Genomic DNA, 22,402 nt, shown 5'->3' on the forward strand with positions numbered 1-22,402 from the left:
CTAGTCGATGAGAGTGGTCGGGTCACCGTCGGCAGCACCCGAGCCGGGGCCGCGGCCGGTGAAATGGGCGAGGATCACGGCGTCCAGGGCCTCAAGCTCAGCAAGAATCTCGCCGACGGCCCGGCGCTTGAGGTTGGTGTCGATCGCCGCGTCCAGCTTGGGCACACCAGCCGGGTTGTCGTAGTGGGCGAAGATTTCCTCGACAGGCAGACCACGCACCCGGAACGGCCTGCTGGGCCTGCCGTTCAGGCTGATCGACATCACGTAGTTGTATTTCGGGAGCTCAGTGATGGTCTCCGGCGTGACGTGCCCGTTCCAGCGCCGGGCGACGAACGCCGCTTCGTCGTAGTCGGCCGCGCAAGTGGAGAGCAGAGACTGGTTCTGCAGCAGCGCCTGCCGGGTAATCGCGGACAGCCGCAGCGCCATCTGCGTCATCCCAATGAACCTGACCTCGTACTTACGCAGCTGCTCAGCGATCGCGGCGAGGAAGCCCTTGCTGGAGGCGTCCAGGGCGGTGAGCTCATCGCCCCAGGCCCAGAACGTGCGCCGCTTCTCGCGCGGAGTGTCCTGACGGGAGAGGCCAGCACGGTGCAGGTCGTGAATGAGCAGGCAGCTGACCAGCGCGTCGCTCTCGGAACCGGACGGGCAGACGAACACCACGCGGCTGGTGTCCATGGCCGTACGAATGTCGTACGCGGACCGCGGGCTGCCAAAGAACGCCTGCAACGACTGCGAGGTGTCCAGACGGTCCATGACATAGGTGACGGTCGGCACCGCGTCCTTGGCCAGTGACGGGAACGTCTTCGTCCAGTAATCGCGCACCCGCTGCGGCAGCTTGGGCAGCAGAGCCTCGCGCCAGTCCTCATCCGTCAGCCACGACCGCAGCTGGAAGAGCGTGCACTGCGCATCCGGTCGGCCCGCCTGCACGGCCTGCAGGTTGAGCAGCGCCAGGGCCTGGGCGGAGCGGGCGACGATCGTACGGGCGCGGGGCGCGCTGTCGCCCCAGTCCTGAGCGGCCGCGATGCCTTCGACGACCGAGCGCACCACGTCCTGGACGTCGCTGAGGCTGCGGCCCTCCATGGACAGCGGATTCCAGGAGACGACCCGCTGGTCCGGCTCGGCCTTGGCGAGGTTGATCTCCCAGACGCGGGAGGCGACCTGCGGGTGGGTCAGGTACGGCTTGGCGCGTGCCCACGCCTCGCCATGCGGGTCCAGGAACCAGACGCCGAAGCCGGAGTGCGCGAGGGCGATGCACTGCACCAGTGCCGCCTCGGTCTTGCCGTGGCCGGACTTGCCCAGCTGCAGGCCGAACAAGAGATCGCGTACTCGGGCTGCGCCGATCCGCTCGCGCCCGTCGGGGTAGGTGACCGCGCCGAGCGGCACCAGATCCGGCTGGCCGGTGTAGACGGGCAGGTCTGCCGGCGCTGGCGGCACCAGGCCGCCGGAGCGCACCACGCTGGAGGCGACGCACCTGACGGTGGGAGGCTTGAGGAAACCGGCGAGCTCGGGAACAGTCATCCACTGCCGCTTGCGGGGGCGGAACTCGCTAGTGGCGAACCGCTTTTCGAAGGAAGCGATGGTCCAGCGGGTGCGCGGCCGACAGGGCTTGAGGTAGTTCTCCCCGCTGGTGGCGGAGAAGGCGGCGAGCAGCTGGTTCATCCGTGCCAGGGCGGCCTGCGGATGCCCTGCCTCGGTCCTGAGCAGGAGCTGCACAGCGAAGACGGCGCCAGCCGCCGGGGCGAACTTGCCGACACCGTCACGGATGTCGGTCATCCTGGGCAGCCGGTCCTGGCGGGACGAGTGTCCGCCGGTGTTGCCGCCGGACCAGGCTGCGCTGACCGATCCCCACACCCCGCCGGTCAGCCGCTCGCCGTACGCGGAGGGGCCGCGGCGCTTGGACTGCGCGAGGAGCCGGCGCCGGCGGCTGGCGAGCCGGCGCTCGCGGATGGGGACCAGGTCGATCACGACGTCGGCCCGCTCTCCGGCATCGGAGCGCACCGAGGACAAGGCAGCCGCCAGTTGCTGAAGGGGGTCGGGTGTCAGGCCGAGGGAGGCGAGCGGCTTCTGATCGGGCAACGCCAGGACCAGCTCAACGCGCTCCACGTAGCGGCGGACAGTCCGATGTCCAGCGTCGTCGTCGGTAGACTTGGAGAAGTCGAAATCGGCGGTCGCGGTCACCTCGCTACCTCCCGCTGAACGGGTACCGGGAAGCGGACCGGCTGGACATTCTTCCGGGCGCGGTGCGCACGCACCTCAACCTCTGCGAAGCCCGGCATGGCAAGGACCGCAGCCGCGGCGGCCGGGCCCTCAAGGAAGCAGCGCATCTTGCCGTCTTCGGCGCTATAGCGCAGCCGGGCCGCAGACCCGCGAGCCGGAACTCCGCCAGCAGCGTGGTGCACCCGCCCCAGCTGGCGACCCCAGCGGCCGATCTCACCCTCGCCCGGGTCGAAAGTGGACGTCGGGACGACCTCGACCGTTACGCGGTCGAAGAGGGCTTCCTGGACGAGCCGGGCGCGCTTTCGCTCCCGCCGGGCCCAGATAACACCGGCGATCAGCACGAGAGCAGCCAGGTAGGGAGAGGAGCGAGCGATCCAGTGCGCGGCGTCGAAGAACAGTTGCGCGCTAGGCAGTTCGGCGTTCATGCCGGACTCCCGGCGGTCTTACGGGAAACGGGGATGCTGTTCACGGCGGCCTCCTGGTGGGTACGGGAAAACTCCCTTCACCTGGACCAAGTCAGGCGGGAACGCCGATTCAGACACCGTCCGCGACGCTTTGCCTTCTCTTTACTGTCGACCCTTGGGCAGAGCATCACGGCTGCCGGCTGGGACAATCCCCGCAGGTGCGGGGAGCAGTCTCGGGGTTGGCATGCGTGACTACGGCGACGGGGACCAACAGGTGCGGGGAGCAGCGGTCTGGGCGAAGTCGCCGGGGAACCAGCTCGGGACCATCCCCGCAGGTGCGGGGAACAGAAGGCCGTGACGCGCGAGAAGGTCGGCATCCCCGCAGGTGGCGGGGAGCAGTCGATCAGCCTCGACGGCACGCCGACCAAGCCGGGACCATCCCCGCGGGTGCGGGGAGCAGGCCGTCTCCGGGTCCACGATCACTACCTGGGAGGGACCATCCCCACGGGTGCGGGGAGCAGCGCAAGGAGGACGGGACGCCGCTCCCCGGCGGGGGACCATCCCCGCGGGTGCGGGGAGCAGAGCACGCTCTGGACGAGCAGCAGCACCTTGAGGGGACCATCCCCGCGGGTGCGGGGAGCAGGATACGGGGCATGTCGGCGGTCACGTAATTCCCCATCGACAGCGTCAGCTTCCCCGCCCAGACGTTCGAGCCTCAGTCACGCGGCTGTGGTCGTTTCTCCGGCGGCCGGCGGACGAGGGGGTGTTCGGTTCGTCAGTCCCAGTCGGACGCTGGCTGGTCGACTCGGCCGCCCTTATGCGGTGTAGCGATGTAGTCGCGGGCGCCGTCAGGCAGCGCGGTGACACAGGCGGATGAGCAGGCGTTGACCAGCAGCGGCATTACGTCAGTGGCCACACGAAGTGAGATCCACACCTGATGGAGTCCGCTCTGTTCAATCGGGCCGTCGCAGACGCTGCAGCTGTGGATGGTGGCGAAGCCCCAGCGCCGGGGGTCCAGGCTTCCCGGATCGAGGTCCGCGACGGGGCCTGGGGAGGGCTGAAGCTTTGGGAAGGGCGGTCGCATCTTGTAGTTGCCGAACAACGCGCGCGTGCTCACCGTGCTGCGGGTCAGCTTCCGGCATCGGGTGATCTCGTAAGGGAACCAGTGCAGCCGGTAGGAGGTGTAGGGGCTGAACTCCTCCAGGCTGGTCATGGCCCCGATCTCGGGCGGGATCCGGACCAGGTTGCTGCCGTAGAGCACGAGGTGCCTGACCGCCGTGAGCCTGGCGATGCTCGGCGGCAGGGTTATGACCTGCCGCCGCTCTTCCGGGCTCAGCTCGATCAGGGGGCGGAACTCTTCGCGCTCGTCGGCGGCGGCCTCGTCGACCAGCTCCAGCAGGTGCTGCCAGCCCGGAGCAGAGGTGTCCTGCTGCTCGGCGTGGAAGCCAACTCGGGCTTGCGGATGAGGCCTGGCCTGGTCGAAGCACGAGCAGATGTCCCTGTAGGACCCACGTCGACCTGGGGCCGGATCCGACGTGTCGCCCCAGCGGTTCACATAGAGCCTCGGCTCTTCCTCGTCCGTCATGACGCCACGATACGGAGGCTGCCGTGGAGCAGTCACAGCGGCGAGAGCACGGACGGCACCCGTCGCCGTGCTCGAACTTTTGAACGGGGAAGCTGACGCTGCTGATGGGGAACTACGTGGCGTTCCGCAGGGCAAGGTCGACGGCGGCCTGCAGGAGGGACCCGCGGGTGCGGGGAGCAGATGATGCCGCCCTTGCCGTTCTGGCGGGCACGGGACCATCCGCGCGAGAGCGGGGAGCAGTTGCGCACGATGAGCGGCCGCGTAAGGAGGCAGGGACCATCCCCGCGGGTGCGGGGAGCAGCGGAGATGTACGGGCTCAACGAGTACGCGCTCGGGACCATCCCCGCGAGAGCGCCGGCACGCCCCGGACTACTCCGCACGCGCGCCGACGGCTCGGCCGTAGTCGTCGATGTCCGGGCGGACAATCGGATCGAGCCGAAGATGCCGAAGCGTTCAAGGTGACCCGCCTGGCCTGCGCCCAGATCGGGTGGGACTTCGAGAGGGTCAGGGTGCCGGAGGCGGTGCTACTAGCGACTGTCGGGTGGCTGTCGCGTTACCGGCACCCCCGCTGCCTGCACGACGCTCACTCTGAGGAGTCTGGCTGACGTGGCAGAGCTTCTCCGTCCAGTCGAGTTTCCAGCGGAAGCGAGCCCGCCTTAGCTCGAATTATTTCAGCTTGCGCGCGGAGCATGTCTGCATCCGCCCGTGTCCGCTCTGCGTCAGCCTGCCCTCGAGCCTGCACGTATTTCGAGATCCCCGTAAGCGTCCCTCCTACCAAGGCGCCGATAGCGGTAAACAGAGAGACGATTGTGGTGACGACTATAGGAGCATCAGAGGGACCGAGATTACCGGAAGTTTGGAGTTTTCCAAGTATGTCGCGAGTACCCACCCAGGAGAGGAACAAGAGTAGTGCGACCACAGCGGACAGAATTACCCAAGAGGGCATTCTTTTAAGGAAGGGCAACCCATCTTTCTCCACATCCTCCTCATTCCGATATTTTTCGAATTGCACTGGAAATTTGTATTGCCCTGCAAGAAGACCCTGGAGTCGAGCGTGGCGGAATTGGTAGACCGCCCCCACCTGGCGCAACACACCTCGCTGGCAGGCGTCGTCGAGGAAGGTGACGACGGCCCAGGGCAGGCGTCCGGTCAGGGGCAGCCAGATCCGGGAGAGTACGAGCCACTGGCCCCAGGCGGTCATGGTGAGCGCGTATCCGAGAGCGCTGCCGAGGCCGCTGATGGTGCCGAGTACGAGTCCGGCCCTGGGGCTCCAGACGAGGGGACCCACTGGCTCCTGCAGGAGGTCGACGACGGCTCCGGATCCGAATCCGACCACCGCCCCGAAGGTCGCTGCCCAGACGAGTAGTTGGGTAGTCACGGTGGAGCGGTTGGTACTCAGGAGGCTTCGTGGGTCGTCGGCGGAGCGGATGTCGAGGGGGCTTTCCAGCAGGCCGACGAGACAGAAGGTGAGTCCGGCGCCGCCGCTGAAGACGAGGCCGAAGACGATCGCGTCGACCAGCCAGTCGTGCAGCGCGGTCGAGAGCCCGGCCTTCCAGACGAGCTTGTTGGTCACCCCGCCGACCACGGATCCGTAGCCGGAGCCGAAGACCAACCCGCCCAGCATCCCGATGACCAGTCGAGGGCCGGTCTTCCACTGGATGGTCCCTGGCCTACGGCGGTTTTGCAGGCGTACGACGGACGGTGTCAGCGGTTTGTCCTTGACCGCGAACGTGAGCCAGTGCACGAGCCCGAACATGAGCCCGGAAAGGAGTCCGACAATCGTCCCGTCCACGATCGGGAACGGGTTGCCTGCGGCGGTGGAGGAGGCGCAGTCGACGAGGCCGATGGCCAGTCCTGTCACCAGTGCGGTGACCAGGGTGCGGGTGGAGCGGCGCAGTCCGCTGCCGAGTCGCCACCAGGCCAGGTCGGGGGTTTCGAGCCGGTTGAGGTGGTGAGCGAGGTAGCCGAGCCAGTGTCGGGCGCGCTCCGGGTCGAAGGCGGGGCGAGGCCGGGCGCCTGGAGCCTGCGGAGGTCGGCGGCGGTAGACGGTGGGGATGAAGTGGTCCAGGAGGTGGTCTTCCAGCTCCTGCGAGCTGCCGAATCGCGCGGTGTCGAGGAGCTCGGCCGGGTCGTGTTCGGGAATGTCGCTGTAAATGGTGCGGGCGAGCGCGACCATCAGCGGGTTGGCCAGGATTGCGGCGAGCGGAGATGCGGGCTGGTCCGGCGGCTGCTCGCGCAGTGTGGTCAGTACAGGGTCCCAGGCGTTCGCGGCGGGGTCCGCGCGGCCGGGCTTGCGAGTGGTGCGAGGGAGGTAGTTGGCCAGGTCGTCGAGTGTGAGGTCGGTGAGTTCGATCGCGGCGGCGGAGGTCAGTACGTCGGTTTCGGCGACCGCGGCGGCGTATTCGGCGGGGCGGCTGGTGAGCAGCAGGGGGAGGGCCTGCGGCATCAGGTGCTCCTCACCGACACCCCATACTCCGGTGGCGGTTCCGCCCAGTTCCTGGAGGTCCGCCACCGCGGGCATGCCGCCGTCGAGGACCACATCCGGTGCGGCAAGACCACCGGCTTCGGCCGCTTCCCCTCTCGCGACTTCGGCGTCAATACCGTCTGGCTCGAACTCAGCCTCGCGGCGATCGACCTGCTGGCCTGGATGCGCGTCCTCCTCCTGGACGGGGAGCTGGCCACCGCCGAACCGAAGAAGCTCCGCTATCGGCTGCTGCACGTCGCCGCACGCCTCACCCGCGGCGGCCGACGCCTGCGATTGCGGATATCGGCGACCTGGCCCTGGAGCCATGAGCTGGCAACGGCCTTCCACCGCCTCGCCGCACTGCCCCGTCCCGCCACCTGACCGGCAAACCCCTGACCGCCCACAACCCGAAGGACCCCGGAGAAACCGACCACCGCGCCGGGGCTCCACCATGCCCAAGCAGCGAAAACACCTCGCCCACCCGACAGCTGACGATCAGCGATGCCTCATCACCCCAACCGAAACGCCGAGGCTAGGTAACCTCCACACCGCCTGGTTAGACAAGGCATCCCGGAACAGTCACTCGCTTTCCAAAGGACGGCACTCCCCCGAATCGACAGCTGCGGCGCACTCCGGTGACGGTTCCCGGTTGCCGTTGGCCCGTGCGAACCGGACGCCTCCTCCACCGGGGTGGGGTCGGGATCGGTCTCGGGCGCCTCGGCGCCCGGAACTCGGCCACGGGTTCCGCTCGGAGACCGCGAGCTCACGGCCGTAGAAGCGCCAGCGCAGAGAGCAGTGCAACGCGCGGGTCCGGATGGTGTGGTGGGAGTTGGCGAGGGTGAACTGCCACAGCGGCCGGTGGCGCCGAGGCGACGCCGTCCGGGACGAACCCGACCAGGGCTGTTGCACAGCTGGACCGCCCGCCCCAGCCGGTCCTTCGGACTACGGCCGCGGCCCGGGTCGATGAACCCCACGTCCGCCGACGTCAGGATGACGAACCGGATCAGCTCTTCCTTGTTGAACTCCGGAAAGCCGCGCAGCCGCCTCAGCTCGTCGTCCGCGAACACACGGGTAGCCACCGAGAACCCCAGCGTCGAAATCTGCCCGGCCTTGGAGCGATCACTCAGCCTCACGAACAAGGGACCGATCCTGCTGCTGACCGGCTACCAGTCGCCAGCCGCCATTCGGCGCAGTAGTGCCAGGTACGCGGGGGATCTGGACAGCGCGGCTCTGCTCCGACATGCTGCAGCGGCGATCATGTGCAGCCGCGGCTGCACGGTGCAGTGGGGTGGGGATTGGTGATGCGAGCACGGGCCGAGGCCTCGCTGCCGGAGCGCATCCGCTACGGGCTGAGCCCCTTCCAGCGCGCGCTGCCCTTTGTGCCCTTTGCTGTCCTCGGTGTCGTTATCGAGGTCATCGAGGTCATGGACTGGGTGCGAGGCGAGCCGTTCAGTGCTGGGCCTGCCAACCCGTTTTGGGTGTGGATCGCCATGCCATTGTTGGCGATGATCGTGTTTCCGCGCCATGGGGTAACCCTCACGCCGTTGGCAGCCGTCGTGCACAATCTGCGCCGACGGACCATCCCATGGTCCGATGTGCAAGGCGTCCACACCGAGTCTTCCATGGGGGTGCGGGCGGTCGTGATTTACGAGGCCACTGGTCGCCGCACTCGCCTGCGGGCGCCCATTACCGGGGTCCTCTGCTGGGATCGTGGGTTCGAGGAGAAATTCCACGCCATCGGACGATGGTGGCTGGCTCACCGCGGAGCGGATTGGGCTCCTGTCCCGCCACCGTGGGCGCTGCGGGACGGTCACTCTACGTCCGACGGGACCCCTTTCGCGCCTCCCGCGTAGCTGGCGGCTGCACGCCACGAGGTCGAGTGCGCGGGTGGCGAGCCACATCTCGTCGCGCTTCTTGAAGGGCCGCATGACGGCGCCCGGGTCGTCGTGGCCGGGTGATTCACCATGACGCCGACGATCTGCGCCTGGTGGCGGCCGTTCTCGGCCCAGGCCTTGAGCATGCCGACAGCGCCGTGTCCCAGTCCGTTCTGGTCGATCTTGACGCATACGGGGGCGGTTGAGCCGAGCGCGTCGGCCAAGCGCTGCGCCTGCTCGATCTCCGCGAGGATCCACGCTGTGACCTTGACTTGACTGTCCTTCTCGGCTGGCGTGGTGGCGGTACTCGATCGCGCTGCCGACGCCATGGGACGTCCCATCTGGCCGGAATCACAGCGGATGTGACGTGCTTGCTGAATCATGAGTCTCAAGCTCGCGATGGATGAAAAGAGGAAGCGTGAAGGTTCTTCTGGGGATCGTCGGCGACGAGGACGGGGCGCAGATTCGGTCGCTTGCCGACTGGCTTCGCGACGACGAGTCCGTGCCGACCGTCGCGACGGTGGAAGCGACACCGGACCCGGCCGAGATGGGACCGGTGACCGACGCGATTGCGCTCGTCCTGCAGCCGGCGGGGCTGATGACCGCCGTCGTCGGAGCTGTCGCGGCATGGCTTGGGACCCGCGGACGTGAGACCACGATCCGGGTTCGGACGGACGATCGTGAGATTGAGATCGTCGCGTTTAAGCTTGCCGATCCGGAACAAGTCGCGCTGCGCATCCTCCGTGAGCTCGATCAGTCGTGAGTGCGAGCAGGCTCCCGGATTTCGCCGCTTCACGGGCGGTCCTCGTCGGCTGCCAGCGCTATGCCTCAGACCGCCTCCCCGAGCTGCCAGGAGTCGGGCAGAACATTGCGGCACTGAGCTCAGTCTTGACCGACAGTGTGCTGAGCGGATTCGACGGGGCACACGTTGCGCGGGTGCTCGATCCGGAATCCATCGACGAGGTAATGGACCCGATAGTCCGGTCTTCCCAGGAGGCCACGGACGTTCTTCTGGTCTACTTCGCGGGACACGGGCTGCTGATGGGACCCGACAACGCACTGCACTTGACCACCACGCGCAGCGATACCGAGAGGCCGTGGTCGGCTCTTCCCTTCGCATACCTTGCGAGGACGATCAAAGAGAGTGCCGCAGCCACGAAGATCCTCCTCCTCGACTGCTGTTACAGCGGACGGGCCTCGATGGATGTCATGGGTGAAGAGGGCTCGTCAATCGCCGATGAGCTGGCGGTAGACGGGATCTATGTCATGACCGCCACGTCGAAGACGAAGAAGGCGAAGGCTCCGATCGGCGAGGACTACACGGCCTTCACCGGACTGCTCGTGCAGGTTATGCGCGAGGGAATCGAGGACGCGGACGAGCTGCTTCCCATGTCCGATCTCTACGGAGAGGTCCTGCGCCGCACGAGGAAGACCGACTGGCCGCTTCCGCAGCAGGTCAACCACAACAACGCCGCCGTGCTGGCTCTGGTCAGGAACGCCTCCTTCACGCCTGGTAAGGCGAAGCAGATCCCAAAGCTCGATCTCAGCCGGTCCCAGGCCGTGCTCGTAGGCGTCGCCAACTACCGGGAGGCGCAGTTCGCGCAGTTGCCCGGCAGTGTGACTGACGTGGCAAAAATGGGTGCTGCTCTCACCAACGCAACGATCTGCGGCATCCCTGCCGCGAACTGTTACTCGATCATTGATCCACCGAGGCCGGAACATCTCCTCGGCCCGCTCAGCGACGCGGCGAGGAACGCAGAAGACGTGCTGCTGTTCTACTTCTCCGGGATCGGCCTCAAGGACGAAGACGGGCGGTACATGCTGGCCATGACGGACAGCCAACGGGACCGACCGTGGTCCTCTCTGAAGTTCGACGACCTCGCTCAAGTGATGTCGACCAGGGCACGAGCCGTCGTGATCATCGTTGACAGCTCGTACAGCGGCTCCATCCTGGACACGCTCCCCCGGGCCCGGAACGTCTACGCGCTCGCATCTTCCAGCAGGCTCGGATACGCGTTTGAGTACGATGACTCACAGCCAGCCGCAGGCGGATCCTTCACCAGGGCGCTTCTCAACGTTCTTGAGAGAGGCATCCCAGGAGCGCCAGCGCACTTGAGCATCGTCGACGTCGCCCAGGCCATCGACCGGGAGCAGGCCCAATCGACACCGCAGCTGGCCGTCCTGGGTACTCAACATCCCAAATGTCTCTTCATGAACCGCTCCCACGCACTCAATACCCGTATCCCTCACGCTTGCCTTATGACGGAGTGAGTCCCGACCGTTGGCCGGGCTGCCGACGAGCGTCAGGGGGCTGGCGGCACGAACAGAACTGCATGTGGGTCGACATGGGGGACGGTCCTGACGACTGGAGGCCCGTTACCAGGTACCCGGAGGGGACGACCCTCTTGCACAGGCTGACGGCCTCCTGGTCCGTCCAGGAGGACGGGACAGTGCAGGACCCGACCGCCGTGCCCCGCCGACACCGCTGCGTACAGGGGTCGTACGAGACGCTGCACTGCTGGCCGCCCCCATTGGCCAGGACCCCCGCGACCGGCCACTTCGCGCGGCCCTCATCGACGCGCTCGGACCAGACTGCACCCTGCAAAGGGCCCAACGAGCGCTGTCCCAAGGAGGGTTGTCAGTCCTGCCACCTTGTGGGCACGCCTCAGGTGTTGGCGCTGGGCGCCCACTCAGCCGTGAGGTCCGCGCACACGATGCGCACTGTGCCGGTCGTCAGCCTCAGCTCGTGACTGCATCCGGCCTCATGTGGCAGGACTTCGTCCAGGCGCACGGTGTTGAAGTCCGACAGCTCGATCGGACCCCCGTTGTCATCTGCGACCTCAACGCTTCTGACCCCGCTGTACCGAATCGTGAGCACGTCATCCCGACACCCTGGCCAGGTGAAGCGGATCTCGTACTGTTCTGGGGAATCGGCAGTGGGAGGCAGTGCCCGGGGCCTCAGGTCCTTCACGCAGCGAGGTGCGGAAAAGTCGTAGTGCTCCGGATGCGAGGCGAAGGCACGTGCTCCAGGTGGGAGTGCTGGCAGGAATTCGGGGAGCTTGGCAACGTATGGGCTGGGGTCGTGCCAGTAGGTTCCCTGGCCCTGCTGTTCGACGACTGCGTACTTCACGATTCCCCCTCGGCTGACAGCTCAAGGTACTCGGGCGGCATGCCGATCGCACGCGGAGTGGGCTGAGGTTGGTGGAGGCTCAAATGGTCGAGTCAAGCCACAATCCCCTACCGTCAGGCTGAGGGCCCCCGGCCGGCCGCAGGACTTGAACCGGTGGCCTCGCCCATATCAGGCCGGTCGGAAGGCATTCCCCAACGTGGTTACTCGCGGAAGGCTCCTTGTCGGCGGTCAGCGCAGGTTCGCTTCGTACCGCCTTGATCCGTTGCTGTTGGTGTCAGCCGTTGATGTCGGCGGGGAAGCAGGGCTCGACAGCGGACCAACCGCCGCATGCTTCGGGCACGGGATGCGATGAACCGCGCCTGCGCAGCCATTGAACGTCCCCGCCCAGGCGGAGTACCGCGCCTGGGTAGCCGACGGGTGTAACGGCAGCGCCGGCTATTGCGATCACCACAGGCTCTCGGCCACGATCGCTCGTGCTCTCTTCGTGCTGGTCACAGGAGGCGGCATAGCCAGGCATGCTGGCTGTTCCACGACGTGGCATGGCCGGGCCGGTCGTGGTGAGCCCCTTGACACCGTTCCCGATCGGGCGGCGCCGACATCCCATCGGTGGCGTGAACTCCGGACGGGCGGCTACTGAAGGCTCATCCGGTGCGGGTGGCGGGGGTCGGCGGGGCAGACGAAGGCTCGGTACGAACCGCAACGGCCCACCGTGACCTGGGTCGGCATATGAGCCAGCGGGAAGAGCGGCAGATCAGGGTCGTCGGCTGGCTCTTCCAGCGGCTTCCAGCTGTGGCCGCCCTCCCACTCGCGGGAATCGATGGTCAGCAGGAGCCGCATCTCCTCGCCGCAGTCGCAGTACACCCGGCACAGGTCGGTCAGATGCCAGGTGTCCCAGCCGCCGATCTTCCATCCATTGGCGATGGACAGTTCGTACTGGTAGGTGGCGTGCCCGTCCCCGGAGTCCTGCTCCCATGCCTGGATCCGGGCGTTGAGTTCGCTGGGCAGGTAGTCCTGGTAGGGGCACTCGACAATCTGTTCCGGATGGAGCACACAAGGCTCGGGCACGTACTCCTCGTACTCCACCACCCTCGGCTCCGGCTGTACGAGCAGCACCTCGCCGATCTCCGCAGCGCGGCGCCAGCGCAGTTGCACCGCCGGGGCGTCTTCGTCCGTATGGTTATCGAAGGGGCACCACAGCACTTGGAGCAGATCGGTGCCAGGCGGCGTGAAGTGCGCCAAGTCCGGTACGTCGTGGGCGTAGAACTGGGCCAGAGCCATCAGCGGCAGCGGTGCGTCCTCCGGCAACTCCGGCTCGTGCAGCCCCTCCTTCATGGCGTCCAGCTCGGCCTTCTCACCGCCGACGTAGGTCAGTCCGCCGCCGTTCCCCCCGGGGCGCGGCCGCCGCCACGCCGCTTCCAGAATGCGCCGCCTGCGGCGGGCGTGGTCGGGCAGTACGCCCCACGAACGGGCATGGGGCTGAACGCACACCGGCCACTCCTCGCCAGCGGGCCACAGCAGCGGCCCACCGACCGAGCTGTCGGCCGCCGTCGGCTCTCCCGGGCGCGGCCCAGCGGGCTATGCGAGGGGCAGCTGTCCGAGGGGACGCCCGGCATCGGCGCGTGAGGGCGGCCAGGGCGGCGAGTTCCGGGCCGGTGAACGACGGTCCCGTCCAAGAGGCGGGGACCGCCACGGGCTCGAGATACACCCGGGTGCCGAAGCGCCAGGCGGCGTCGTACAGGCATTGAAGGGTGTGCAGGGCCCGGGCGTCGAAAATGCCGAGGAACGTGGTCCACGTGCTCGAGGCGGGGTCATAACCAGCGACATCGCGCAGCAGCTGCAACTGCTGCTCCCCATGAGCCGGGCCAGCGGGTGCTGAGGCGATCGTGACCTGCCGAAGCCAGGCGGAATCCGAACTGTCAGAGGTGGGCGTGGTCATGCGACGACGGTAACGGTGCCCACTGAAGGTCGCTGACTCGCTCGAGCCGAGGATCATCCTCTACTCCCCTGCGGTGGCCTCGGGCGAGACCTATGCCCGTGCACCGCTGGGAGGGCACTAAACCCCCGGGCGTCGGATGGCTGGGTCAGCCCTGGATGACAGTGGTCCCAGAGCGATCGGACACCGCGAACCAGCCCGGCCGCACCTCAGTCAGTAGATCGTTGAGGTTGCTGATCGCCGCGAGGAGCTCCTCGGGCGGAGGGTTAGTGGGTGTCGACAGGCTCTGCCCGTATCGACGAAGCCGCCAGAGGTCGAATGCCTCGGCACCGTCGACGAAGTCCACGTCGATCTCGACCCCGTCTGATGCAATCAGCCGACATCCCGCGCCGTGTACCGCGTACTCGTAGCCGCCAGCCTGGCCCCTGCGACTGATCCGCCCCGAGCGCGCGAGCACGAGCATGTCCGCCAGACGCTCCATTTGAGGCAGGGCCTCCCGCAGCGTTGCGCTAGCGGTGTCGAGTGCACTGACGAAACCGAGCACCATGGTTCGTGGGGTCGGTGGTTGTTGCGCTGAGATGAGCCGTCCCTCCAGGCACTCGGTGGCATCGCCAGTTGGATTCGAAGCACCTGATACTTCCACGATGCCTATCACGTGGCGAGGAGTATTCGCTTGAGGGAGAAGACCCAACTATTAGCCTGGCACGCTGGCAGCCGAAGCGGCATAGCGCGGCAGACAGGCGGGCTGACCTGCGGCAGCCTTGCTGGCAAGGCATCAGTCATCACCGAAGCCGAGGAACGTCCCTGAGTCGTCAGCGGCGTCGGCGAACTCGGCGAAGCCCATGTTGGCGATGCTGAGGTTGGCCGACACGTCGGGAAACCACTGAGCGGGAACCCGGAACGTCCGCCCGGGCTCTTCCGTCAGGTCCACGGCTAGGAGCGGGTGCGCCGGGTCCGCCATGGTAGTTGCGTCAGCGAGGAACACGTGGACGATCTGGTCATCATCATCCGCAGCGGCCTCCTCGTCGATCAGCCCTTGGACGCTCACCCCGATGAAACGCGGATCGCTGACGTAGGTGGCGTGGGGATATCGGTCCGCAGCGTCGAGCGCGGCTCGAACCTCGTCCCAGGACCCGTCGTCACCGAAGCCGGTACGCAGGACCAGCGAAGTCAGATCGGCGGGGGGCGGCAGGGGCATGCAGACGATCCTCTCAGCTGCCTGTGACATCAACCTCCGCGACCCAGGCCGGCGCTGAAACGCGTCCCGGGCGGCTGGCAGGCGATGATGTCGGTCACGGATGAGATCGTTTCCCGCATGGCCGACACAGACGTGTCGACCAGTGCGTCGCGTTCTTCGGAGTGGATTCCAGCGTCTGGGTGACCACCGCGGCCACCTGCTCGTTGGTCACCGTCCTGGGACCACCCGGACGTGGCATGGCCCCGTGGACATGGGCGGGAACCCAGCCCAAGTTGCTGCGCCGACGGGGTGAACGGGAGCGTGATCCTGCCCCTGCAAGCGGTGGTGCGGATTCGCGTGCTGCTGGAGGCCGGAGCCGATCCCGACCGGAAGAACGTGCACGGAGTGAGTCCGCGTGGCCTGGCCGAATAGATCGCCAACTACGACGTCGCGGTCCACATGTCTCTGGCGAGGAATCCGCCCGGTAGATGCTGGATGACCTGCCGGCCGCCCAGGTCAAGCTGCGGAGGCTGGTCGCGATTCGTGGAAAGCGCCGTCTCTGAGCATGGCACACCGGGTGGTTGGGATCACGTCTGCTGATTCCAGGAGACGACAGCGCGACGGCCTGGGGCCGGGCCTACGTCCTCGGCGATGACGAAAAGCCGGGATCCTTCGCAGCTGTCGCCTCTCTCGCGCAGGAGGACGCCGTCGGTGGCGAAGTCCGTGAAGAACCCCAACTGCAAGCTGACTTGGGGAGTCTGTGTACTGCGCCGGAGCGTCCGCCGGGGCACGGCTGTACATATCCGGGTGGCACCACCGGGCCCACACGCGCATCACCTGTCTGCAGGGGTGATGGGTTGCCCGAACCCTCGCACCTGCACAGACATGTGATCTAGAGTCCCCACCCAACACCCCGCGCACACCAGGGAGCCCTCACATGACCGCGCAAGAGAACATCACCCTCAAGGCCGCATACGCCGGCAAGGTTGCCGCCGACCTCGCGGAGAACACCGCCGAGCAGGACCGCATCCGTGCGGAGATCGAAACCTTGCAGGCCCAACTCGCCACCCTGGAGACCGATCACGCCCTGCTGGAGAGCGTGAGCGCCGCCCTGGGCGACACCGCCGGCGCGGTGCCCGCACCCCGCCGCGCCGCGAAGAAGACCGCTGCAGTTGCGAACAAGGCTGCCGCGAAGAAGACCGCTGACGCAGTAGCGCCGAAGAAGGCTGGCGGGAAGAAGGATGCGGCCACGACGACGGTGGCCGCGAAGAAGACCGTGGCCACAACGGGCGGGGCGAAGGCAGCCAATACCGGTGCGGACAAGGGGCCGGCGCTGACCGAACTGATCCATGCCCACCTCAGCAGCCAGAGCGAGCCGCGCACTGCACGCGAGATCGCGAAGGCCCTCGCCGACGCGAACCCCGGCCGGAACGTCAACGACAACCTCGTGCGCACCACCACCGAGCGTCTGGTGGCCCGAAGCCGCGTCGACCGGGTCAAGCAGGGATCGACCGTCTACTACACGGCCAAGCCTGATGCGGCACCCGCCGCGTCCGAGCCAGCCGGGGAGGCAACCGCGGCAGCCTCCTGACCGCGCCTCGTTCAACCCGCGCACCAGCGACAGGGCCCGGAAGTCACGTCACTCCTGGGCCCTTCTGGGTGTCAGCGGCGTTGACCGCCGCGCGGAGCGCCGCGTCGCTGTCCGCGCCTGGCCTGCCCCGGAGCACGGCGCGGAGCCTCGTCTCCGCCGCTGGGGGTGGGGGAGGAGAACCCGACCGCCACCGGAGCAGGTGCTGCGGCGGGTGTCGGCGCGGGCTGCCCGGCCCCATCACTGCGCTCTGGTCGCCGCTCCGGTGCCGCTGTGTCCGGCCGGGCGGTGGATGCCGGCAGGCCGACGACGCGGCTATGGGCCATGACTCTCGCGCAGGCGGCGCAGACTTCGGCGAGGTGCCACACGCATGCGACGGCCGGGTCGTGTCGCAGGACGAGCACGGTGCTGCCGGAGCAGTGAACGCGCATGCCCTCATGTGCCGCGCAACTCTGTGCCCAGCACTGGCAGGAGGCCCTCTCCCGCACACGAGCGGCTTTGGCATGGGAGGCGGCGTGCAGGGCGGCGAAGCGGCGCAGTCCGGCGACGTCCCGGGACCGCGGTGGCATGGTGCAGGCCCCCGTGGAGCAGGAGACGGTTGCTGTCCGGTCGGCGTGGCCGGTCAGCCGCACCGTCCAAGTACGGCCCGGCGTACGCCCGGTGAGGAGTTCGGTTGGGGTAGTGCTCACATGCAGCCGTCCGTTCAAGAGGCCAGTGTCGACACATCATGACTTCCCCGCCAGGTGATCGTCAGCACCTGGCCAGGGCAGACGAACCGGGTCCTGCCCGGTGGCGCGCTGGCAGCGATGGGAGGCCCGCCGGGCGAGGCGACTGGCGCTGGCGCGGGGGCTCGTCTCGGCCCGCGAGCAGCGCGCCGCGCCGGTGACCGCGGAGCTGTCTCAGCCGATGGCACCCGGCTACAGCTCGGGCACGGCGGCGGTCGACCGTCTGATCGCGGGGGCGTGAGGCCCTGCTCGCGTCGCCATCCAGTTGAAGCCGACCAAACGTCACAGTTGCGGCGCCGGGTTGTTCAATATGGAGCAGGACCCGCCGCACGGCCGCCCCTAGCCTCACCGGAGCGGCACGAACGAGGGGCGGTACCGGTGAACTGGCTCATCCACGACTACCGAGAGAGCGATCTCGCGGCAGTGGTCCACCTGATCGACACCACGGCCGAACTCGGCCAGGAGTCGGTCTTCTCGCTCGCCGAGTGCATCGGCGCGCTCACCTCCCAGCAGCCCGCCGTCGTCGCCGTCCACCAGGGCGTCCCGATCGGCGCGGCGCTCGCCACCGTGGCCGGTGAGCGTGCCTGGGTGATGCGTATCGCCATCTCCTCCGCCTGGCGCGGCCGGGGCCTGGCCAGCGCCCTCCTGGTGGAACTGGAGCGCCGGCTTCTCGCCGCCCGGGTGGGCCGTATCGCCTATGTGCTGCCCGAGGAGGAGCTGCTCGGCGAGGGGCTGCTCAACGCGGGCTACAACCGACAGCCCGCCGTGGCCTACTTCGAGAAGGTCGAGCCGCTCCACGGCCCGGCCGCCGGCCTCCTGGACGATCTCGGCGGACGCTTCCTGCCGAACGACCTGTGGGCCAAGGTCGCGGGCATGGAGGCGGAGAAGGACCTCATCGAGCGGCGCGTCGTGCTGCCGCTCGCGGAGCCCGAGCGTGCCGCCCGGCACGGGGTCCGGCCGCCGCGGGCCATCGCGCTGTTCGGCCCACCCGGCACCGGCAAGACGACCTTCGCGCGAGGCATCGCCTCCAAGCTCGGCTGGCCCTTCGTCGAGCTGCTCCCCTCCCGGCTCGCCGACGAGGGCAATCTGGCGGCCGCCCTGCGCAGTGCCTTCGCCCGGATCGCCGAGCTGGAGCGCGTCCTCGTCTTCATCGACGAGGTCGAGGAGATCGCCCCGGTGCGCACCGAGCCCGCGCAGAGCGGCGGAATGCACGGAGTGACCAATGAACTGCTCAAGCTCATCCCCGGCTTCCGGGAGAGGGACGAGCGGCTGCTCGTCTGCGCCACCAACTCCATCCGCTCGCTCGACCCGGCGTTCCTGCGGCCCGGCAGATTCGACTATCTGATCCCGATCGGCACCCCCGACACGGCCGCGCGCGCCGCCATCTGGTCCCGCTACACCGACGGCCGGCCCGATGCGGATGTGTCGGTCCTCGTCGCCGCCAGCGAACTGTTCACCCCCGCCGACATCGAGCACGCGGCCCGGATCGCCGCCCAGACCGCCTTCGAGCGGGACCTGGAGACGATCGGTACGGGCGAGCGCGGGGCGCCCGGCGCGGACACCGAGGACTATCTGGCGGCCATCGCCCAGTGCCGCCCGACCGTGACCCCAGCGATGATCGAGGAGTTCGGCACGGACATCACCGCCCACGCCCGCTTCTGACCTAAGACTTCCGTCATCCGCCGGGCCACCCATCGCGGCCCGAAGCGCGCCCTCATGCGGGCCGTCCGGCCGGGATTCGGCGGCCGGGCAGTCGCTCACAGCCGGACGATCCCCGCCGAGCCCGTCCAGCATCGCCGTCGCGGCAGCTCCTACGCAGTCCGTGTGTCGTTCTCGGGAGCGGTGCCGCAGCGCAGTCGCCGCGGTGCCGACGTTCGGCCCCCGGGCGCTCATCCCGGACGGGGTGCGCACCAGGTACGGCTTCAGTCTCTCTCATTGGCCCCGAATTCCAGGTGTTCCGGGTGCCGTGCGGAAGCTCCCGCATCGAACCCCGAACTGGGCACAGGCCCCCGCGCGGATACCCGGGGGTCTTCAGACATGGCCGGTCAGCTGCGCACGCCGCGGCCAAGCTCCCGCAACTGAAGGGTGGAGGAGGAATTGACCGCCCACTCGGCGCCCGTGATGTCGCCCCGGGCGGCAATGTACTGCTTGCCCTGCCACAGCGGCAGCATGGGGACGTCGTCGGACACGATGTCCTGGATCCTGGTGAGGCTCTCCTTCGCGTTGATGCGATCGGCCTCGCGCCGGGACTCCGGGATCAGGGTGTTGATGATCTCGCCGTTCAAGTACGGCGAGTGGAGGAAGTTGTCCTTGTCGAGGAACGGCGCGAGGTAGTTGTCTGCGTCGGGGAAGTCCGGGAACCAGCCCATGCCGAAGACGTCGTACTTGCCCGCCTTCTGGGCCGGGACGAACTTGTCCCAGGTGTCGCCCTTGATGCTGACGTCGAACAGGCCGCTGTCGTTCAACTGCTGCTTCAGCAGGTCGAACTCTTCCTTGGTGGCCGGACCATAGTGGTCGGTCGTGTAGTGCAGCGTGAGCTTCACCGGGGTGGTGATGTTGGCCTTGGCGAGCAGCGACTTGGCCTTGCTGACGCTCGGTTCGCCGTACTTGTTGAAGAACGAGTTGGAGTGGCCGGTGATGGTGGCCGGGACGAGCGAGTACAGGGGCTGGGCCTCGGTGGCGTACACCTTGGAGACCAGCTCGCCGCGGTCGATGATCTGTGCCATTGCCTGACGGACGGCCTTGCTCTTTACCGACGGGGCGTCCGTGTTGAAGCCGAGGTAACGGATCTCGAGCCCCGGCATCTCGATCAGGTTCACGTTGCTGTCGCTGTTGTTCTGGAGCTTGCGGATCTGGTCGGGTGACATCGTGCGGGTCATGACGTCGATGTCACCCTTGTCGAGCGCGGCGCCCATGGCGTCGGCGTCCTTGAAGGACTCCAACACCACGGTCTCGTTCTTCGGCGTCAGCAGCCCCTTGTAGTTGGGGTTCTTGGTGAAGGTGGCCTTCACCAGCTCGTTGCCCTTGACCTCGGCCTGCATCGTGTACGGCCCGGAGCCCTCGACCTCGAAGCCCTCGCGCAGCTTGCTCTTTTGGTAGTTCTTGGGGTTGACGATGCCGGCGACCGGCGTCGACAGCTTGAACGGGAAGGTGGCGTCCGCGGTCTTCAGGTGGAAGATCACCGTGTCGCCCTGCGTCTCAACGATGTCGATGGTGGACAGCAGCGCGAAGATGCCGCTGTCGGCCTTGAGGGCGCGGGCACGGTCGATGGAGAACTTCACATCGGCCGCGGTCACGGGGTCACCGTTGGAGAAGTACAGACCCTTGCGCAGCTTGCACACGTAGCGCTCGTTGCCGGTGTCGGTGAAGCCACAGCTCTCGGCGGCCTCTGGTTCGGGCTCGCCGTTACCGTGCGGCTGGACCATCAGCGTCTGCACGGTCTGCCGGAGGATGTTCCAGGTTCCCACGTCGTACGCGTACGCCGGGTCGACGGGTGCGGGGGCGTCGCTGGAGACGGTGAACCGGTCGGTGGTACCGACGACGATGGCGTCATCGCTGCTGGACCCGCCGCAGGCAGCGAGGACGGGGGTGAGCAGACCAGCGACGGCCGGCAGCACCAAAGTCTTGCGGTTCATGCTCGAGTTCTCCAGAGCTGTCAAGTCCGTGCGCCCCGCATTCATGTGTGATGCGACGGATCGCGAGGATGTGGCGATGTCGCGGCCCGCAGCCGCTTGTTGTAGCCAGTGGCCCGGGAAGGGGACAGGTCGGCCAGGTGCTTGCGCGCCAGCGCAGCTAATGCCTAGAGGTGAAGCTGAGTAGTGCCTGGGCGACCGCGACGCACAAGAGTTCCGCGGGTGAGCGCGGACGGCCGACCGGTGCCGTTTTGTATGGTTCGCGACGCCTACGGAGTGAACTGCTCGTTCGTCGTCGGGTTCTTCCGCAGATCGCACACCGAGTTCTCGTACGCTGGGGCCACGTCGGCCGCGGTGGTGAGGACCTTGTATCCGTGCTTGCCATTGGCTTCGGCGATGCTGATGTTCTGCGACACGTGGTGCGAGCCGCCGTTCATTGTGACCTTTCCGCTCGGCGAATTGATCGATAGTCCGGATTCGAGGGAAGCGATGACCTTGTCCCGGTCGAGGCTTTTGGCCTTGTTCACCGCTGCGGCCCAAAGGTGCCAGCCGTTCCACTCCAGCACCGCAATGTCGGGCACGTATTGGTAGTTCTTGCCGTACTCCTCCCGCCAGGCCCGAAGGAAGGCAGCGCTGGCCGGCGAGTCGAGCTCCTGGAAGTATGGGTAGGCGACCGTGGTGCCCTTGCTTTCCCTTGGTGCCAGCACCATATTTTCGACACCGAACGTCGACGAGACGATCTTCATGCTCTTGTTGAGCCCGGTCGAGGCGAAGTCCCGGTAGAAGGCGTAATGGTTGCCGCCGACAAGCAGGGAAACCACGACGTCGGGCTTGGCGGCCTGGAGGCGGTTAATCACCGCGCCAAAACCCGCACTCTCCAGCTTGACGAAGTCCAGGCCGACGACCAAGGCGTCGGCTTCCGCCGCGTACCTTTTGGCCCAGTCGGCCGAGATCTCCCCGAAGTTGTAGTCGGCCGCCACTATGTAGATCTTCTTGCCGTAGTTCTTGGCGGCGAACGGGATCAGCGGCGCTAGCTGCTGGGACGGAACCGCGCCGGTGCTGAAGACGTTCCTGTCGCAGACGCCGCCTTCGTAAATAGTGTTGTAGAAGTAGAGCGTTTTTGCGCGGTCCACGATGGGCCGGATCGCTTCACGAGAGGCGCTGGTGATGCCGCCCATGATGACGGAGACATTGTCCTCAAGGGTGAGCTTGTTGGCGTACTGGACGTACTTGGCGTTGTCGGACTGCGAGTCATAACTGATGAGCTTGAGCTTTCGGCCAAGCACACCACCGTGGGCGTTGATGTCTTTGATCGCGAGGTTGGTAGCGTCAATCTTAGGCTTGCCGTAGACGTTGAGCGGCCCGGTGGCGTCGAGGATGCTGCCGACGATAATCGGCCCATTTGAGCCTGAACCCGTGTCGTCGGCGCTACTCGGCCCGCAGGCGGCAGTCAGCAGCACCATCGATGAGGCGACCGCCACATTCCTGAGGGCGAGCTGTCTTTCAGGGAACCGCATTGAGGCACCTCGATCTGTTTGATTTCCGTGAAGAAGCGGGATTTCCGTCACCGCGACGCGACTCGTAGGCCCTGTGATAAGGAAGCCGGGAGGGGGAGCAGGCGAGGTGCATCGATCGGTCCTGCGGTCGTCGAGCCGGTGAAGAGGCCGTCGACA

The 22,402-nt window shown here is 67.2% G+C and carries 18 protein-coding genes; 6 read left to right on the top strand and 12 right to left on the bottom strand.

The features are described 5' to 3' along the window. From OG905_RS00515 to OG905_RS00530, 4 genes are all read right to left on the bottom strand, one after another. Positions 1 to 2,178, bottom strand: a complete 2,178-nt coding sequence (locus OG905_RS00515) for an ATP/GTP-binding protein (protein ID WP_328665394.1) — start codon at positions 2,176 to 2,178, stop codon at positions 1 to 3. Then, positions 2,175 to 2,642 (bottom strand): hypothetical protein, encoded by a 468-nt coding sequence (locus OG905_RS00520; RefSeq protein WP_328665397.1) that lies wholly within the window; start codon positions 2,640 to 2,642, stop codon positions 2,175 to 2,177. The genes OG905_RS00515 and OG905_RS00520 overlap by 4 nt, the downstream gene beginning before the upstream one ends. A gap of 754 nt (positions 2,643 to 3,396) precedes the next feature. Next, complete coding sequence (locus tag OG905_RS00525) at positions 3,397 to 4,206, bottom strand: leucine-rich repeat domain-containing protein (protein WP_328665399.1); 810 nt, start codon at positions 4,204 to 4,206, stop codon at positions 3,397 to 3,399. 583 nt (positions 4,207 to 4,789) lie between these two features. Then, positions 4,790 to 6,652: a hypothetical protein gene (locus OG905_RS00530; RefSeq protein WP_328682835.1), complete on the bottom strand. Its 1,863-nt coding sequence runs from the start codon at positions 6,650 to 6,652 to the stop codon at positions 4,790 to 4,792. 3 nt (positions 6,653 to 6,655) lie between these two features. Between OG905_RS00530 and OG905_RS00535 the strand changes: the two genes are divergently transcribed. After that, positions 6,656 to 7,051, top strand: coding sequence for a transposase (locus OG905_RS00535; protein WP_443043872.1), 396 nt, complete (start codon positions 6,656 to 6,658; stop codon positions 7,049 to 7,051). Between the two features lie 128 nt (positions 7,052 to 7,179). Here OG905_RS00535 and OG905_RS38970 read toward each other — a convergent pair whose 3' ends face one another. Continuing rightward, positions 7,180 to 7,803: a DUF4158 domain-containing protein gene (locus OG905_RS38970; protein ID WP_443043873.1), complete on the bottom strand. Its 624-nt coding sequence runs from the start codon at positions 7,801 to 7,803 to the stop codon at positions 7,180 to 7,182. A gap of 677 nt (positions 7,804 to 8,480) precedes the next feature. Then, positions 8,481 to 8,927 (bottom strand): hypothetical protein, encoded by a 447-nt coding sequence (locus OG905_RS00540; RefSeq protein ID WP_328665400.1) that lies wholly within the window; start codon positions 8,925 to 8,927, stop codon positions 8,481 to 8,483. A 35-nt stretch (positions 8,928 to 8,962) separates the two neighbouring features. Between OG905_RS00540 and OG905_RS00545 the strand changes: the two genes are divergently transcribed. Both OG905_RS00545 and OG905_RS00550 read left to right on the top strand, forming a co-directional pair. Beyond that, a complete protein-coding gene (locus OG905_RS00545) occupies positions 8,963 to 9,307 on the top strand; it encodes an effector-associated constant component EACC1 (RefSeq protein WP_328665401.1) in 345 nt (114 codons plus the stop codon). Next, positions 9,304 to 10,815: a caspase, EACC1-associated type gene (locus tag OG905_RS00550; RefSeq protein ID WP_328665403.1), complete on the top strand. Its 1,512-nt coding sequence runs from the start codon at positions 9,304 to 9,306 to the stop codon at positions 10,813 to 10,815. The genes OG905_RS00545 and OG905_RS00550 overlap by 4 nt, the downstream gene beginning before the upstream one ends. Before the next feature lie 394 nt (positions 10,816 to 11,209). On the opposite strand, the gene OG905_RS00555 is transcribed toward OG905_RS00550, so the two are convergent. The 4 genes from OG905_RS00555 to OG905_RS00570 all read right to left on the bottom strand — a co-directional run bounded on the left by OG905_RS00555 (position 11,210) and on the right by OG905_RS00570 (position 14,805). Beyond that, positions 11,210 to 11,674, bottom strand: a complete 465-nt coding sequence (locus OG905_RS00555) for a hypothetical protein (RefSeq protein ID WP_328665405.1) — start codon at positions 11,672 to 11,674, stop codon at positions 11,210 to 11,212. A 630-nt stretch (positions 11,675 to 12,304) separates the two neighbouring features. Beyond that, positions 12,305 to 13,162, bottom strand: a complete 858-nt coding sequence (locus OG905_RS00560) for a hypothetical protein (protein WP_328665407.1) — start codon at positions 13,160 to 13,162, stop codon at positions 12,305 to 12,307. Positions 13,163 to 13,755: 593 nt separating this feature from the next. After that, positions 13,756 to 14,154: a DUF6896 domain-containing protein gene (locus OG905_RS00565; RefSeq protein ID WP_328665409.1), complete on the bottom strand. Its 399-nt coding sequence runs from the start codon at positions 14,152 to 14,154 to the stop codon at positions 13,756 to 13,758. Between the two features lie 228 nt (positions 14,155 to 14,382). Next, positions 14,383 to 14,805 carry a DUF6924 domain-containing protein gene (locus OG905_RS00570; protein WP_328665411.1) on the bottom strand — a complete coding sequence of 141 codons (423 nt, stop codon included), beginning with the start codon at positions 14,803 to 14,805 and terminating at the stop codon, positions 14,383 to 14,385. 916 nt (positions 14,806 to 15,721) lie between these two features. Between OG905_RS00570 and OG905_RS00575 the strand changes: the two genes are divergently transcribed. From OG905_RS00575 to OG905_RS00585, 3 genes are all read left to right on the top strand, one after another. Beyond that, positions 15,722 to 16,375, top strand: coding sequence for a hypothetical protein (locus tag OG905_RS00575; protein WP_328665413.1), 654 nt, complete (start codon positions 15,722 to 15,724; stop codon positions 16,373 to 16,375). Between the two features lie 786 nt (positions 16,376 to 17,161). After that, on the top strand, positions 17,162 to 17,338 hold the full coding sequence (locus tag OG905_RS00580) for a hypothetical protein (protein WP_328665415.1): 177 nt from the start codon (positions 17,162 to 17,164) through the stop codon (positions 17,336 to 17,338). Between the two features lie 137 nt (positions 17,339 to 17,475). After that, complete coding sequence (locus OG905_RS00585) at positions 17,476 to 18,759, top strand: ATP-binding protein (RefSeq protein ID WP_328665418.1); 1,284 nt, start codon at positions 17,476 to 17,478, stop codon at positions 18,757 to 18,759. Positions 18,760 to 19,142: 383 nt separating this feature from the next. Here OG905_RS00585 and OG905_RS00590 read toward each other — a convergent pair whose 3' ends face one another. Next, a complete protein-coding gene (locus OG905_RS00590; RefSeq protein WP_328665420.1) occupies positions 19,143 to 20,732 on the bottom strand; it encodes an ABC transporter substrate-binding protein in 1,590 nt (529 codons plus the stop codon). Between the two features lie 266 nt (positions 20,733 to 20,998). After that, positions 20,999 to 22,246, bottom strand: a complete 1,248-nt coding sequence (locus OG905_RS00595; RefSeq protein WP_328665422.1) for an urea ABC transporter substrate-binding protein — start codon at positions 22,244 to 22,246, stop codon at positions 20,999 to 21,001. Positions 22,247 to 22,402 lie beyond the last annotated feature (156 nt).

The sequence above is a fragment of the Streptomyces sp. NBC_00322 genome (assembly GCF_036147535.1).
In the GTDB taxonomy this organism is placed as follows: Bacteria; Actinomycetota; Actinomycetes; order Streptomycetales; family Streptomycetaceae; genus Streptomyces.